Annotated in this window: 14 protein-coding genes; 7 read left to right on the plus strand and 7 right to left on the minus strand. The window is 71.8% G+C overall.

All coding sequences use genetic code 11. The features are described from left to right. Window positions 1–487 precede the first annotated feature (487 nt). From AB0A90_RS07955 to AB0A90_RS07970, 4 genes are all read left to right on the plus strand, one after another. Window positions 488–1,057 carry a hypothetical protein gene (locus tag AB0A90_RS07955; RefSeq protein WP_357244129.1) on the plus strand — a complete coding sequence of 190 codons (570 nt, stop codon included), beginning with the start codon at window positions 488–490 and terminating at the stop codon, window positions 1,055–1,057. Between the two features lie 142 nt (window positions 1,058–1,199). Further along, complete coding sequence (gene purD, locus AB0A90_RS07960; RefSeq protein WP_357243467.1) at window positions 1,200–2,450, plus strand: phosphoribosylamine--glycine ligase; 1,251 nt, start codon at window positions 1,200–1,202, stop codon at window positions 2,448–2,450. Window positions 2,451–2,875: 425 nt separating this feature from the next. Next, the gene (locus AB0A90_RS07965; protein WP_357243469.1) at window positions 2,876–3,460 is read left to right on the plus strand and encodes a SigE family RNA polymerase sigma factor; all 585 of its coding nucleotides are present in this window, start codon (window positions 2,876–2,878) and stop codon (window positions 3,458–3,460) included. Window positions 3,461–3,462: 2 nt separating this feature from the next. Continuing rightward, a complete protein-coding gene (locus AB0A90_RS07970; protein WP_357243472.1) occupies window positions 3,463–4,674 on the plus strand; it encodes a hypothetical protein in 1,212 nt (403 codons plus the stop codon). 55 nt (window positions 4,675–4,729) lie between these two features. On the opposite strand, the gene AB0A90_RS07975 is transcribed toward AB0A90_RS07970, so the two are convergent. From AB0A90_RS07975 to AB0A90_RS07985, 3 genes are all read right to left on the minus strand, one after another. After that, window positions 4,730–6,292: an AMP-binding protein gene (locus AB0A90_RS07975; protein ID WP_357243475.1), complete on the minus strand. Its 1,563-nt coding sequence runs from the start codon at window positions 6,290–6,292 to the stop codon at window positions 4,730–4,732. A 201-nt stretch (window positions 6,293–6,493) separates the two neighbouring features. Continuing rightward, on the minus strand, window positions 6,494–7,708 hold the full coding sequence (locus tag AB0A90_RS07980) for an acyl-CoA dehydrogenase family protein (protein ID WP_357243480.1): 1,215 nt from the start codon (window positions 7,706–7,708) through the stop codon (window positions 6,494–6,496). Window position 7,709: 1 nt separating this feature from the next. After that, window positions 7,710–8,162: an SCP2 sterol-binding domain-containing protein gene (locus AB0A90_RS07985; protein WP_357243483.1), complete on the minus strand. Its 453-nt coding sequence runs from the start codon at window positions 8,160–8,162 to the stop codon at window positions 7,710–7,712. A gap of 68 nt (window positions 8,163–8,230) precedes the next feature. On the opposite strand from AB0A90_RS07985, the gene AB0A90_RS07990 reads away from it, so the two are divergent. Next, window positions 8,231–8,869 carry a TetR/AcrR family transcriptional regulator gene (locus tag AB0A90_RS07990; RefSeq protein WP_357243486.1) on the plus strand — a complete coding sequence of 213 codons (639 nt, stop codon included), beginning with the start codon at window positions 8,231–8,233 and terminating at the stop codon, window positions 8,867–8,869. Between the two features lie 41 nt (window positions 8,870–8,910). On the opposite strand, the gene AB0A90_RS07995 is transcribed toward AB0A90_RS07990, so the two are convergent. Further along, a complete protein-coding gene (locus AB0A90_RS07995) occupies window positions 8,911–9,573 on the minus strand; it encodes a DedA family protein (protein ID WP_357243489.1) in 663 nt (220 codons plus the stop codon). 169 nt (window positions 9,574–9,742) lie between these two features. Here AB0A90_RS07995 and AB0A90_RS08000 point away from each other — a divergent pair, with 169 nt between their 5' ends. Together AB0A90_RS08000 and AB0A90_RS08005 are read left to right on the plus strand one after the other, a co-directional pair. Continuing rightward, window positions 9,743–10,894, plus strand: a complete 1,152-nt coding sequence (locus tag AB0A90_RS08000) for a histidine kinase (RefSeq protein WP_357243491.1) — start codon at window positions 9,743–9,745, stop codon at window positions 10,892–10,894. Next, a complete protein-coding gene (locus AB0A90_RS08005) occupies window positions 10,891–11,532 on the plus strand; it encodes a response regulator transcription factor (protein ID WP_357243494.1) in 642 nt (213 codons plus the stop codon). Before AB0A90_RS08000 ends, AB0A90_RS08005 begins: the two co-directional genes overlap by 4 nt. Before the next feature lie 26 nt (window positions 11,533–11,558). On the opposite strand, the gene AB0A90_RS08010 is transcribed toward AB0A90_RS08005, so the two are convergent. From AB0A90_RS08010 to AB0A90_RS08020, 3 genes are all read right to left on the minus strand, one after another. Further along, window positions 11,559–12,158, minus strand: coding sequence for a DedA family protein (locus tag AB0A90_RS08010; protein ID WP_357243497.1), 600 nt, complete (start codon window positions 12,156–12,158; stop codon window positions 11,559–11,561). Window positions 12,159–12,221: 63 nt separating this feature from the next. Continuing rightward, window positions 12,222–13,484 (minus strand): adenylosuccinate synthetase, encoded by a 1,263-nt coding sequence (locus AB0A90_RS08015; protein WP_357243501.1) that lies wholly within the window; start codon window positions 13,482–13,484, stop codon window positions 12,222–12,224. Further along, the gene (locus tag AB0A90_RS08020) at window positions 13,481–14,440 is read right to left on the minus strand and encodes a hypothetical protein (RefSeq protein WP_357243503.1); all 960 of its coding nucleotides are present in this window, start codon (window positions 14,438–14,440) and stop codon (window positions 13,481–13,483) included. The genes AB0A90_RS08015 and AB0A90_RS08020 overlap by 4 nt, the downstream gene beginning before the upstream one ends. Window positions 14,441–14,442: the final 2 nt, after the last annotated feature.

Here is a 14,442-nt window from a genome sequence, read left to right on the forward strand (position 1 = left end):
TGATCACGAGGGGCAGCGGGGAGGGAGTGGGGGAGGGGTCGGGTACTAGGGTTATCCACAGGGTGGTGGGGGTTGTCCACAGGGGCTTTGATGGGGTTGGGTCGGTGGGCAGGGTGTTGGTGTGCGAGCACACCAGCTACTGCGCGACGTCGCGGCCCGGCAGGACGGGATGGTCACTCTGGCGCAGGCGTTGCGCGCCGGACTGACCAGGGACCAAGTCCGGCAGTTGCATCGGTCCGGCAGGTGGCAACGGCTTCTGCGCGGCTGCTTCCTGCCGGACGCGCAGCCGAGTGATTCGACACTGCGGCGAGCGCGGATTCGGGCGGCGGTCGTAAGCCTCGGACCGGGCGCCTTCGCCGTCCTGGACACCGCGCTGGAGTTGCACGACATCGCTGGTCTTCGCCGGAGTCCAGACGTTCATGTCTCGGTTCCGGTCGATCGACCGCGGCCTCAGCGCGTCCTGGCACCGTGGCTGGTCGTCCACCAGGTGACCGTCGCCCCCGGCGAGATAGGGGAGGTCGCGGGCGTTCGCGTGACCGCTCCGCTCCGCACGGTCTCGGACGCCATTCTCCGGGTTGATCGTTTTTCGGCCGTCTCGATCCTCGACTCGGCGCTGAACCGGGGCCGCATCACCCCGGCGCACCTGGACGTGATCCCGAACCTGATTCGGGGGCGACGAGGTGCGGTCACGGCACGATCCTGTCTGGCTGAGGCAGACGGGCGTGCCCAGTCGCCGCTCGAGACCCGCACACGATTGCGGTGCGTGGACGGGCGGGTGTCGCCAGACACGCTGCAGTTGGAGGTCCGTGACAACGACGGATACCTGCTCGGAGTCGGCGACCTCGGGTGGCGTGGCCCGAGAGTGATTGCGGAGGCCGACGGTCGTGACGCCCACGGCACGCCGGAGGCGGCCTTCGCCGACCGCCGCCGCCAGAACCGAATGGTCAACGCCGGCCGGACGATTCTCCGCTTCACCTGGCAGGACACCCTGCGCCCCGACTACATCCCCTGGACCGTCCGCCAGGCGATCACGGCGGCCCGACTCTCGCGTCCGTGATCAAGAGGTTTGGGTCAGAAACAGGTCGATGCCTGACGCAAACCTCTTGATCACCAGCGGGCGGAGGGTGGCGGAGGGTGGTCGGGGGTGGGCGGATGGCGGTCCGCGGGGGTTGGCGCGGTGGGCAGTAGGATGCGGGGTCGTGCGCGTTCTTTTGGTGGGTGGTGGCGGGCGGGAGCATGCGCTCGCGCTCGGGTTGGTGCGCGATCCGGCTGTTTCGGCGCTGATTGCTGCGCCGGGCAACCCGGGGATCGGCGCGGTGGCTGAGCTGCGGACCGTGACTCCGACGGATCCGGCCGCGGTCGCGGCGCTGGCCGTGGAGACAGCCGCCGACCTGGTGGTGATCGGCCCGGAGGCGCCGCTGGTCGCCGGGGTCGCCGACGCGCTACGCGCCAAGGGGATCGCCGTGTTCGGCCCCTCCGGTGCGGCCGCCCAGTTGGAGGGCTCCAAGGCGTTCGCCAAGGACGTGATGACCGCCGCCGGCGTGCCGACCGCCCGAGCGTACGTCTGCACGGACGCGGAGAGCACCGCCCGGGCGCTCGACGAGTTCGGTGCCCCGTACGTGGTGAAGGACGACGGTCTCGCCGCCGGCAAGGGTGTGGTGGTGACCGACGACCGGTCCGCCGCCCTGGCGCACGCCGCCGACTGCGGACGGGTCGTGATCGAGGAGTTCCTCGACGGCCCGGAGGTCAGCCTCTTCGTGGTCACCGACGGCGAGGCGGCCCTGCCGCTGCTGCCGGCGCAGGACTTCAAGCGGCTCGGCGACGGCGACACCGGACCGAACACCGGCGGCATGGGCGCGTACGCACCGCTGGCCTGGACCCCCGCCGGCCTGGTCGACGAGGTCATGCGTGACGTGGTCCACCCGACCCTGGCCGAGATGCGCCGTCGGGGCACCCCGTTCGCCGGCCTGCTCTACGTCGGGCTCGCGATCACCGCAGCCGGCCCTCGGGTGATCGAGTTCAACGCGCGCTTCGGTGACCCGGAGACGCAGGTGGTGCTCGCGCTCCTGGAGACCCCGCTGGGCGGGCTGCTGCGCGCGGCGGCGACCGGCACGCTTGCCGAGCATCCGCCGCTGCGGTGGCGGGACGGCAGCGCGGTCACCGTGGTGCTCGCCGCTCCGGGCTACCCGGCCGCGCCGCACACCGGCGACGTGATCACCGGCGCGGACCGACCGGGCATCATCCACGCGGGCACCGCCCGCCGGGCCAGCGACGGCGCGTTGGTATCCGCCGGCGGCCGGGTCCTCTGCGGTACGGCCACCGGCCCCGACCTGGCCGCCGCGCGGGATGCCGCGTACGCGCTGGTGGACGGCGTGGAGTTGGCCGGCTCGCAGCACCGCACCGACATCGCCGCCGCCGCGATCGACGGCCGGATCACGATCCCGAGCTGACTCCCCGCATCGGTGGGCGGGTGCCTGCCTCTCACCGCGAACGTCCGCAGGGGCGGTCGGGCTGATGGAGGATCCGACCCCCGGTTCCGGGCCGTAGCTCGATGCCTCCGTGCCGGCGGAGCGGATCGGCGTGCGCGCGGCCAGGATGTTCGCCACGCTCCGGTGCCGCCGCACGACACCCGAGGCCCGTGCACGATCTGCCACCACCCGGCCCGCCGACAGTCCAACACCACCCTCCTCGTCCAGCGTGCCGACCGAAGGGGTGGATGAGCCCGTCTGGTGAGGTTGTCGCCCCCGTGGGGCAACCCGACGTTGCTCGGGCCACGACTTAGCGGTGTCGGAGGCACAGCGACGGGAGGAGTGGAGATGCGGGTTTGCGGACGATCACCGTGCTGTTGGTGGCCGGTGGGAGGACAGGTCCGAGGATGCCGCTGAGCCGGAGATCGGTCGAACGGTCCGCGGCCGACGCGGACTACACCGAGTGCGTTCGCGCTGGTCTGCCGCAGTGGCGCCGGACGGCGTACCTGATGTGCGGTGACTGGCATCAGGGCGACGACATCGTGCAGCGGGTGCTCACCGAGCTGTACCGCAACTGGCCCCGGGCTCGGCGGGCCGACAGCCTGAATGCGCTGGTCCGGACGATGTTGATGCGGCGGTTGATCGACGAGCGGCGACGCGGCTGGGCTCGGGTGCTGCTCACCGACCTGCTACCGGAGCGGCCCGCACCGACCGCCCCGGATGCCACGGAGCGGCTCGATCTGGTTGCGGCGCTGCGCCAGGTCGCGCCGCGGCAGCGGGCCGTCCTGGTGCTGCGGTTCTTTCAGGACCTGACGGTGGAGGAGACGGCACAGGCGCTGGGCTGCGCGCCGGGCACCGTCAAGAGCCAGACCGCCAAGGGGTTGGCGACGCTGCGAGGACTGCTCGCCCCCGTCCGAAACGACGTGCCGACCGCCATGCAGACCGGCAAGGCGAGTGGCACGCCGACCAACGCGTGGGCCCACGGGAGTTGACAATGATCGACGAAATGGATGTGGCGCGCTTGATGCGCGCCGAGGTCGAGGCGGCCGAGACACCGTCCGCCGTGGTGAACATCGAACGGGCGATGACCGCCGGGCGGCGGCAGCGCTGGTACGTGCGCAGTGCGGGCGCCGCACTGGCGGTGGTCGCGGTGGTCGTCGGTGCCGTCACGGTGCCGGGCCTGGTCGCGCCGCCGGACGGGTCGCCGTCGGCGACGCCGTCGTCACTGAACCTGTTCGGCGCTCTGGCTCCGCTGGAGCCGTACACCGGGAAGGTGCCGTCGCCCGACACGTCCCGGATCCCGGCCGCCTTGGAGACGATCGACCCGACCGTTCAGTACATGCGGTTCGGTTGGTTGCCGTCGGGCCTGGCCAGGCTGAGTTACTCGGCGGGTGTGTCGCCTCTTGGTCTGGGTGTCTCTCTGAGCGGGAGTGGCGGCGATCCGCAGAACTGGGCGGGAGTTTCGGTCGATCTCTACCCGAAGGGGGTGACGCCGCAGGCGCCGCAGGTCATGGGCATTGACCAACGGGCACCCGTCGTGAGCACGGCGCCCGCGCCCGATGTGCGGGGCGCGACGGCGACCTTCACCCAGTACGACGTCGACGGCACTGACCGGCTCTCCCTCCGCTGGCAGTACGCCCCGGACGGCTGGGCCGAGGTCGATGTCGCAACCTGGGCGGAGGGGCAGGACGCCCGCGAGATCGCCCTGCACGTGGCGCAGAAGCTCAGGTTCAGCACGACCGAGCGGGTGAAGATGCCGGCCCAGGTAAGGGGGGTGCCGCAGAACCTGCGGCTGATCAATGCCACGGTTCAGGGGCCACTGACCCCGGACGGCTGGCGGTGGTACGCCAACGTCATGTACAGCGCCGAACCCGCCACCGCTAGCCCCGGTACGCAGTGGTCGAAGACGCTGGACGTCGGCTTCTCCCCGTACGTCGAGATGACCGACAAGATTCGGGCCGAGTTGAACGGGAAGCTGTTGCACGAGCCGCCGAACACCACCATCGACGGTCATCAGGCGGCCTTCTACGCTGCCGCTGATCCGAGCGGGTTGGAGAGGCTGGATGTGATTGACGTGCGGGGGATGGTGGTCCGCATCGACGCGCACCGCGGCACGCTCGATGAGCAGGGCACGAAGGGCCTGTTCCAGCGCCTCGACCTCGCCGGGGCCAAGCAGGACTGGCGGCCCTCGCTGATGGTCGACTGACGGGCGCGGTCACCGCCCCGGAACTCACCGGTTCTCGCCGGCGGTTCCGGGGCGGTCAGCCGTAGTAGCGGCGTAGCTCTCGGCTGAGCACCTTGCCGGTGGCGTTACGGGGCAGGTACTTCACGAGGATCACGTCCCGGGGAACGGAGAATCGGGCCAGGTAGTGTCGGACGTACTCGCGTACCGCCTCGGGGTCGAGCGTCTCGCCCGGGTGCAGGGCGAGGAACGCGGACAGCCGCTGGCCGTACTCCGCGTCCGGCACGCCGATCACCGCCGCCTCGCGGACCTGGGGTAGTTGGGTGAGCAGGTCCTCCACCTCGGATGGGAAGACGTTCTCGCCACCGGAGACGATCATGTCGTCGGCTCGTCCGTCGACGAAGAGCAGCCCGTCGGGGTTGAGTCGGCCGAGGTCACCGGTGTCGAGCAGGCCGTCGTGGGTCTCCCGGCTGGCACCGGAGGTGTACCCCTCGAAGAGCATCTCGTTGCCGACGAAGATCCGCCCGACCTGGCCGGGCGGCACCGGCTGCCCGTTGTCGTCGAGCAACTCCAGCCGGGTGCCGTGGGGTGGTCGGCCGGCCGTGGTGGGTGCCTGGCGCAGATCCTGGGGAGCCGCGAGGGAGGCCCAGGAGACCTCGGTGGAGCCGTAGAGGTTGAACAGGACGTCGCCGTAGACGTCCATGAACCTCGGAGCGAGCCCGCCGGGCAGGGCGGAACCGCTGACCGCGACGACCTTGAGCGGGGGGCGCGGGTCGGGCGCGGGCACCTCCAGGAGTCGCTGCACCATCACCGGTACGGCGAACAGCGCGTCACACCTGTGCGCGGTCAGGGCGGTGAGCGTGGCGACCGGGTCGAAGCGCCGGTGCAGCACGATGGTGGCCCGCAACGCGAAACAGACCTGGAGGGCGGCGAACCCCCAGGTGTGGAAGATCGGTGCCGCGATCATCACCCGGTCCCGGGCGTGCAGCGGGATGCGGTCGATGATGGACACCAGCGGGCCGAAGCCGCTCGGCGTGGGTCGGCGGGCGCCCTTGGGCGCACCTGTCGTGCCGGACGTGAGCACGATGATCCGGCCGTCCCGCTCCGGCGGCTGTAGGTCACCCGGCAGCGCCCCGGCGACCAGTTCCTCGCGGCCTCGTTCGTCGAGGCGGGGCAGTTCGGCGGGGAGGCCGAGGACCCGCTCGGCGAACTCGTCGTCGTGCACCAGCAGCCGCAGCCGCTGCTCCTCGGTGACGGTGCCCAGTTGGGCGGCGGAGAGCCCGGTGTTGACCAGCACGGCGTCGACGCCGAGCAGGGTGGCCGCGACGATCGTCTCGATCAGCCCGTGATGGTTGCGGCAGAGCACACCGATCCGGTCACCGGCCTGGACGCCGAGGCCCGCCCGCATCGAGCGGGCCATCCGCTCGGCCCGGTCGAGCAGATCGTGGTACGTCAGCTCGACGCCGTTCTCGTCGATGACCGCCGTCCGGCCGGGGTCCCGGGCGGCTGCCTGGCGCAACTCGCCGCCCAGGCTCCATCCCCACGTCCGCAACGCGTTGAGCTGCGCGGCGACCCGGACGGGGCTGCCGGGGGTGAGCAGTCCACGGCGGGTCAGCGTGGCGATGATGAACGGCAGGTCCATGCCGCAGACCTCCTCGGGGTGGTGCGCGGACAGGGCAGCGGATCTTCCCCGTCCGTCAGGGCGTCGTCCTTGATCATGCACTGGGTCCGGCGGAAGGCCCAGTTCACGTCCGTGTGGGGTGACGAACACGGCACAGATCGTGGAATCCGGTGGCGGCCGCGGTATGTGAATCCCGCGGCCTCGACGCCCGCCTCCGCCGAGTCAGCGGATCTGCGTCCCGGAGATCGCGCGGGAGATGACCAGTCGCTGGATCTCGGAGGTGCCCTCGAAGATGGTGTAGATCTTGGCGTCGCGGTACCAGCGCTCCACCGGGTGATCGCGCAGGAAACCGGCACCGCCGAGTAGCTGCACCGCCTTCTCGGTGACCGACACCGCGACCTCGCCGGCCTTGAGCTTGGACATCGATCCCTCGCCCGCCGTGAACGGGCGGTTGTTGCGGCCCATCCACGAGGCACGCCAGACCAGCAGCCGGGCTGCGTCGATCTCCATCCGCATGTCGGCGAGTGCGAACGCGACGGCCTGGTTCTCGATGATCGGCCGTCCGAACTGGACCCGGTCCTTCGCGTAGTCCAGGGCGTACTCGTAGGCGGCCCGCGCCACACCGAGCGCCTGCGCGCCGACGGTGGGTCGGGTCAGTTCGAAGGTGCGCATCGCGGCCTGCCCGGTGGCCCGCTGACCGGAGCGGGCCCGGTCGAGGCGTGCCAGCAGGGCGTCTCGTCCGCCGAGCAGGCAGCGGCCGGGCACACGTACCCCGTCGAGGAAGACGTCGGCGGTGTGGGACGCGCGCAGGCCGAGTTTGCGCAGCTTGCGGGTGGCGGCCAGGCCGGGGGTGCCCGGGGGTACGACGAATGCGGCCTGGCCGCGGGAGCCGAGCGCGGGGTCGACGGAGGCGGTGACGACGTGCACGCCGGCGATCCCACCGTTCGTGGCGTACGCCTTCTGGCCGTTGAGCACCCACTCGTCGGTGGCCTCGTCGTAGACGGCCCGGGTGCGCATCGCGCCGACGTCGGAGCCGGCCTCCGGCTCGCTGGAGCAGAACGCGGCGACGGCGGGTGAGTCGACGTCGCCGAAGCACTGCGGCACCCACTCGACCAGCTGGTCCGGCGTGCCGGTGCCGTAGATGGCGGCGACGGCGAGCGAGGTGCCGAAGATGGAGAGGCCGATGCCGGCGTCACCCCAGAAGAGTTCCTCGCTGGCGATCGGCAGGGAGAGCCCGGTCGGGTCGGCCCAGCAGGTGGCGAGGAACTCGAAGCCGTAGAGGCCGACCTTCGCGGCCTCCTGGATCACCGGCCACGGGGTTTCCTCGCGCTCGTCCCACTCGGCGGCGGCCGGGCGCACGACCTCGGCGGCGAAGCCGTGCACCCAGTCGCGCAGATCCCGCTGTTCCTCGTTCAGGTCGAGCGAGAACTCGGCCATGTCAGGCCTTGGGGATGTCGAACAGGTTGGCGATGTTGGCGGCGAGGCCGAGGTCGCCCTTCGCCTTCAGCTTGCCGGTCATGAACATCATCACCGGGTTGGCGCCACCGGAGACGATCTTCAGGAACTCGACCGGGCCCATGGTCAGGCTCAGCTTCGGGTCGTGCTGCGGGGTCTCGTTCACCACGCACGTGCCGTCGGCGATGACCACCTCGTAGGTGTCGTTGCCGCCGTCGGGGCGACCGGTGATGACCCAGTGGATGACCGCGTTGGTGGAGCCGGCCCGGTCGGCGCGGAACAGCGACGGCATCCGGCCGAACACCTCGCCGAGCACCTTGCCGCGCAGGTCACCGGACATCACCTGGGCGATCTTGTCGTCCGGGGTGGACTTGACCAGCTGGGCGAACTCCTTGGGGCCGACGTTGGCGAAGGTGGCCGGGTCGAAGTCAGTCATCAGGTGCGCCTTCCGCAAGATATGGCTACTCGTGCGTAACCCTACGCACGAGTAGGTATGCTCGCAAGGTGTCCACACCGCCCGCCTTCAAGCGCCTGCCACGCGCCGTTCGTGAGCAGCAGATGCTTGACGCGGCCGTCAAGGTCTTCTCCCGACGTGGCTTCCACGCCGCCAGCATGGACGAGATCGCCGAGGATGCCGGCATCTCCAAGCCCATGGTGTACGCGTACCTCGGCACCAAGGAAGAACTCTTCGTCGCCTGCCTGCACCGGGAGGGCACCCGCATGATGCAGGCCATCGCCGGCGCCGCCGCCCCCGACCTGCCGGCCGACGTTCGGCTCTGGCGAGGGCTGAAGGCGTTCTTCGGCTTCGTGGGCGCGCACCGCGACGGCTGGGCGGTGCTCTACCGGCAGGCTCGGGGTGAGCAGCCGTTCGCCGGCGAACTGGCCACCATGCGTGCCCGGCTGGTCGAGGTCGTCGCCGGAATGCTCGACCACGCACTGCGCGCCGAGGGTCGGGAGATCGCCGCCGTCGACCTGGAGGTCGTCGCGTACGCCCTGGTCGGCGCCACCGAGTCGCTTGCCGACTGGCTCGCGGACCACCCCGAAGCCGACTCGGAGAAGACGGCCACCCGGATGATGAACGTGGCCTGGCTGGGCGCCGGCCAACTCCTGCACGGCGTCGTCTGGCGCCCGGCCGCCGACTGACCCCGCCCCGAAGCCCGCGCACCGGCCGGGCCGCCCCGAGATCAGCGCGCCGGCTGGCCGCCCGAGATCAGCTCACCGGCATCCGGCTCGTCCGCCGTCGCCGATCGCGCGGATCGGCGACGCCGGCCGAGCCAGCGGACCACCTCGACCATCGTCGTCACCCCCAGGGCGAGGCCCAGACCGAGCAGGAGCCCACGCAGCGGGTCCTGCTCGAAGGCCATCCCGCCGAGGTATCCCACCAACCCGGAGTAGAGCCCCCACGAGCCGGCGGCGAGCGCGTCGAAGACCAGGAACCGTCGGCGGGGATAGTGCACCGCGCCCATGGTGAGGGTGACCGCCGTCCGGCCGCCCGGCACGTAGCGGGCCACGGTGAGGATGAGTCCTCCCCGCGTGGCGATGCCCCGACGCGCCCACTCGATGGCCCGCCTACGCCGACCCTCGGGTGGGAGCCGGTCGAGTAGCCGGGTGCCACCACCCCGGCCGATGGCGTACGAGACGTGATCGCCGATCAGTGCCCCGGCCGCGGCCACCAGGATCACCGCGGGGAGGTACGGCGCGCCGGAGGCCGCGAACACCCCGGCGGTGATCACCGCCGTCTCGCTCGGCACCACCGGAAAGAAGCCGTCGAGCACCGCGATCGTGAAGATCGCCAGGTACACCCACGGCGAGGACATCGTCTCGTGCAGCAGGTCGAGCAGATCCATGCCCCGATGCTGGTGTGGGCGGCGGTTCCTGCCATCGGCCAGTGGTCAGCGGGACACCATCACTTAGGTCTGGTTCGGCCCGGAGGCCGGGTAGGGGTCATCCCCCAGGACACCCGCATCCGACGGTGTGGGGCGAGCCGAGCCTTCGGCGGAGCCCTACGCTCACCCCGTGGCCACCAGCGCCGTCGCCCTCCGGCGGGTCGTCCAGCGGTACGCCCCGCTGCTGCTCGCCGTCCTGGTCGCCGTGGCCGTCTGGGCCAGCGCGACAGGTGACCTGGGAGTCCGCTCGCCGCTGCCGGGCGCGGTCGTGCTGGCCATCGCCGTGGGCTCGGGCTGGGCCGCCAGTACGGTCCGGACCCGTCGCTGGCCGTTGTTCCTGGCCGCGACGGCCAGCTGGTTGGTGCTCGCCGCCGCGGCCGCCGGAGTGGTCGCCTCGTACCAGGCGGGGCTGCGGCTGCGGGGCCGTCGGCTTGCCGCCTACCTCGTCGGTGCGGCCACGGTGCTGGCCGGTGGGGTGCTCGTCGGGCTGGCGGTGGGCGGCGTACGCCGGATCACCACCGCCACCACCGGCAACGTGTTCTTCCTCGCCGCCGGTCTGGTCGGGCTTCCGTTGGTGTTCGGCCTCTGGGTGCGGGCGCGCCGGGAGACGCTCGCCGCCCTGCGGGACCGGGCCGAGCGGTTGGAACGTGAACAGGAGGCCCGCGCCGACCGGATCCGCGCCGAGGAGCGGACCCGGATCGCCCGCGAGATGCACGACGTGGTCGCGCACCGGGTCTCGCTGATGGTGGTGCACGCCGGGGCGCTGGAGGTGACCGCGACCGCTCCGGCGACAGTCGAAACCGCCGCGCTGATCCGGACGACCGGGCGGGAGGCGCTCACCGACCTGCGCGAGGTGCTGGGTGTGCTGCGGCAGGCCGGTCCGGCAGTGCTGCCGGAGCGGGGGCTCGACGCGTTGGACGAGTTGATCGGGGAGTCCCGTGTCGCCGGGTTGCGGGTGCACCGGCGGGACGAGGGAGTTCCGACGGCGCTACCGGCGACGGTGGGGCGCACGGCGTACCGGGTGGTCCGGGAGGCGCTGACGAACGTGCGCAAGCACGCCGCCGACGCCGAGACGACCGTGTGCCTGCGCTACCTGCCCGACGGGCTGGAGGTGCGGGTCCAAAACGGTCCGTCCGAGGGTGGCCAGTCCCTGCCCGGTTCCGGTCAGGGGCTGCTCGGGCTGCGCGAGCGGGTGGAGTTGCTCGGCGGCCGACTGGAGGCGACCCCGGTGGACGGCGGCTTCCTGGTCCGCGCCCTGATCCCGCTGGCGGGTGCGGCGTGATCCGGGTGGTGGTGGTCGACGACGAGCACCTGCTCCGCGCCGGGCTGCGGCTGATCCTGGAGGCGGCCGAGGACATCACGGTGGTGGGCGAGGCGGCGGACGGCGCCGGCGCGTTGCAGCAGGCCCAGCGGTTACGTCCCGACGTGGTGCTGCTCGATGTGCGGATGCCGGGCGTCGACGGGCTGACCATCGCGCCCGACGTGGTCGCCGCCGGACCGAAGGTGATCATGTTGACCACCTTCGACCTCGACGAGTACGTGCACCGGGCGCTGCGGGCCGGCGCGGTTGGCTTCCTGCTCAAGGACACCCCGCCCCGGGAGTTGGCGGCAGCCGTCCGCACGGTGGCCGCCGGCAACGCGATGCTCGCCCCGACGGTCACCAGGCGCCTGCTCAATTCGTTCGCCGAGCGTGGCCCGGCCCGCCGGGAGGCGGCTCGGGAGCGGCTGGCGCCGCTGACCACGCGGGAGTTGGAGATCGTCCGGGAGGTGGCCCGCGGGCACGGCAACGCGGAGATCGCCAGGCGGTTGACGATGAGCGAGGCCACCGTGAAGGCACATGTCAGCCGCGCGCTGGCCAAGCTCCAGGCCGGCAACCGGGTGCAGTTGGCCATCCTGGTGTACGACGCCGACCTGCTGTGACGGGTGTCCCGCCGCCACCGGTCCGGTCAGTGGCGCGACCGGTGTCGCAGCCAACGGATGCCCTCGATGCCGAAGGTGACGAGCACCGACAGGCCGATCCCGGCGAGGACGCCCTTGACGGGGTGGCGCTCGAAGGCCAGCCCACCGAAGTAGCCGAGCAGCCCGCAGTACAAAGCCCAGGTGACCGTCGCGATCGCGTCGTAGAGCAGGAACGACCGGCGGGGATAGCGCACCGCGCCCATGGTGAGGGTGACCGCCGTCCGGCCTCCCGGCAGGTAGCGGGAGGTGGTCAGGATCAGCCCGCCGCGCCGGTTCAGCGCGCGTCTCGCCCATTCCGAGCTGGCCCGTCGGCGGCTGCCGTCGGGAAACCTGGCGAGCCGGTTCGCGCCGCCACCGCGCCCGATGGCGTACGAGATGTGGTCGCCGGCGCAGGCGCCCACGGCGGCGGCGACGATCACCGCCGCCAGGTTGGGATTGCCGCTGGTGGAGAGCACGGCGGCGGTGATGACGGCCGCCTCACCGGGTACGGCTGGAAAGAACGCGTCGACCGCCGTGAGCCCGAAGATCAGCAGGTACACCCATGGTGAGGTGACGAGCTGTCGGAGCAGGTCGAGCGCGGAGTCCATGCCCCCATGCTCGCCGGGCACGACCGGTCCCGGTGCCGAAGCGGCGGTATAGGGAGGGTCGGGTTAGGCCGAGTGGACCAGGGCTGGTTGGGCGAGCAGTGGGCCGTGGGGGGTCTTGTCGTCGGCGGTGGGGCCGCGCGAGGTCAGCACCACCGGGGTGGCCAGCTCCGTGCTTATCGCCTCCGCCCAGTCCGCCGGTGGATCGTCGTAGAGCGGGCGGGAGCGCAGCAGGCGGGCGGTGAGCGCGGCCTGCCGGTCCAGGTCACCGGGTGGGCCGGGGGTGAGCCGGTCGGTGGTGTCGTAGCGGCGGCAGATCCGCAGGTCGGGGCCGGTCAGATCGAGGTGGGTCAGCGCCAGGCCGTCGACCCCACCGGCCGCCGCGAGGGCGTACCGGTGGGCGACCGCATCGAAGTGGCCGAACCGGAACCGGCCCTGCCACGGGTTCGTGGCGTTGTGCCTGTCGGTGAACGACAGGCTCGGGTCCTCGGTCACCAGCGGGCCGGCACCGTGCCGGGTGGTGACGATCCGCAGCACCCCGATCCGGGTCGCGTCGCCGGACTGGCCCGCCTCGGCGAGCAGGCCGTCCACGTTGGCGAAGGTGGTGGTGCTCCACGTCGTGTACGGGTGGAAGCCGTGCCACTCGTCGAGCAGCACCCCCTGTGCCCCCTCGAAGACGCAGGTCCCCGCGCGCAGTGCTCCGGCGAGCCAGTTTCCGTCCACGATCGCGACCCGCCCGGCGAACCCGGTGAACGCGGGCAGGCAGTCCTCGACCGGCGGCGCGTCCAGCGGACCCAGCTCGGCGGTCAGCCGGTCCCGCAGGGCGGTCAACCGACGGCGCAGCAGCGCTGGGCTGCGGCAGTCGCCGACCCGGGGCGCGTCGTCGGGGTGGGCGAGACCGTACGCGACAGCCTCGCCCACCCCCAGCCCGCAGGAGCCGTGCCGGTCGGCTCCCCGGGCGATCTCCCGGGCCTGGTTGGCGGCCCGGTGGTACGGGGTGGCGAGCAGCGCGTCCCCGTCGACGGTGAGTCGGTCGAGCGCGTCGGTCACCCCGAGCGTGGCGAGATGGTCGGCCTCGGCGGCCAGCGCCAGCGGGTCCACCACGACGTGCCGCGACAGGTGGGTACGGACACCGGGGTGGAACGTCCCGGCACCGAACTGCGCGAACGTGTGGTGCCGCCCGTCGCGCAGCACGACGTTGTGCGCCGCCTGCGCACCCCCGTTGAAGCGGATCACCGTGTGCACGGGCCGGGTGGCGCAGAGCCAGTCCACCACCGTGCCCTTGCCGGCGTCGCCGTAGCCGAGGTCGACCACCGCCACATGCCTCACAGCCTCCTCACCCCACCGGCGGTGTCGGTGAACGCGGGCAGCGTCGACACCTCGGCCCGTCGTCCCCGGCCGAGGCGGGCCAGGGCCTTCGAGACGGTGCCGGTGGCGCTGGAACCGGCGTGGTCCAGGTGGCGCAGGCCCTCGTCCAGGTCGATGGCCTGCTCGCCGAGGCCGATGGTGAGCGCGATGGTCTCGCAGACCGCGTCGAGGTCGTCGAGCACGACGGCGTTCTGCCCGAGCAGATCCCGCCAGAAGTCGAGCACCTTGGCGTTGCCGGCGTAGTGGCTGCCGGCGGGGAGCAGGTAGTAGGTGTCCCAGCGGCGGGTCACCTCGTCGACGACCTGCCGCAGCGGCACGTCCTCGGCCAGGTTGTCGCCGATCAGTTTGGCCACCTCACGAGCCTTCACCTGCTGGTACGCCAGTTCGTCACCGATGATGAACAGGTAGCCGCGCCGGCCGCGCCGGTCCCAGTTGTCGGTGGCGGTGTGTCGGGCCATGAAGTACATGGCCAGCTCGTACGACTCGCTCATCTGCCCGCCGCCACCGCCTTCGAGGACGATCCGGCCGAGGTCGTCGTCCATCCGGTTGTCCGACTCGAACTGCCCGACCTGCAACGGCACCCGGTCGCAGGTGGCGTCGCCGATCGCGCCGAACATGATCTGCGGATCGCTGGCGTACCCCTGCCGTTGCAGCAGTCCGAGCAGCTGCGGCAGCTTGGTCTGCAGGACGCGTGGCACGTTGCGCATCGAGCCGGTCACGTCGAAGAGCACGGCGACGGGGGTCGACCGGGGATGCTCGTCGGAGTCGCGGCTCTCGCGCATCGCGTCGCGGGGATCGAGCGCGGTGTGCACGGTGCGTGCCCCGCTGTCGCTGTAGGAGAAGGCGCTCCGGCCGGTGGACCGGCGGTAGCGGTCGGCGGCGTCGTACACGTCGGTGGACCAGATTCCACTGCCCATGA

Source organism: Micromonospora sp. NPDC049204, assembly GCF_040647935.1.
Classification (GTDB): Bacteria; Actinomycetota; Actinomycetes; order Mycobacteriales; family Micromonosporaceae; genus Micromonospora.

Excerpts from the sequence above, each read along its gene's own strand:
- AB0A90_RS07965 (WP_357243469.1), top strand. The coding sequence starts at position 2,876 with ATGCCGCTGAGCCGGAGATCGGTCGAACGGTCCGCGGCCGACGCGGAC.
- AB0A90_RS07970 (WP_357243472.1), top strand. The coding sequence starts at position 3,463 with ATGATCGACGAAATGGATGTGGCGCGCTTGATGCGCGCCGAGGTCGAG.
- AB0A90_RS07975 (WP_357243475.1), bottom strand. The coding sequence starts at position 6,292 with ATGGACCTGCCGTTCATCATCGCCACGCTGACCCGCCGTGGACTGCTC.
- AB0A90_RS07980 (WP_357243480.1), bottom strand. The coding sequence starts at position 7,708 with ATGGCCGAGTTCTCGCTCGACCTGAACGAGGAACAGCGGGATCTGCGC.
- AB0A90_RS07985 (WP_357243483.1), bottom strand. The coding sequence starts at position 8,162 with ATGACTGACTTCGACCCGGCCACCTTCGCCAACGTCGGCCCCAAGGAG.
- AB0A90_RS07995 (WP_357243489.1), bottom strand. The coding sequence starts at position 9,573 with ATGGATCTGCTCGACCTGCTGCACGAGACGATGTCCTCGCCGTGGGTG.
- AB0A90_RS08010 (WP_357243497.1), bottom strand. The coding sequence starts at position 12,158 with ATGGACTCCGCGCTCGACCTGCTCCGACAGCTCGTCACCTCACCATGG.
- AB0A90_RS08020 (WP_357243503.1), bottom strand. The coding sequence starts at position 14,440 with ATGGGCAGTGGAATCTGGTCCACCGACGTGTACGACGCCGCCGACCGC.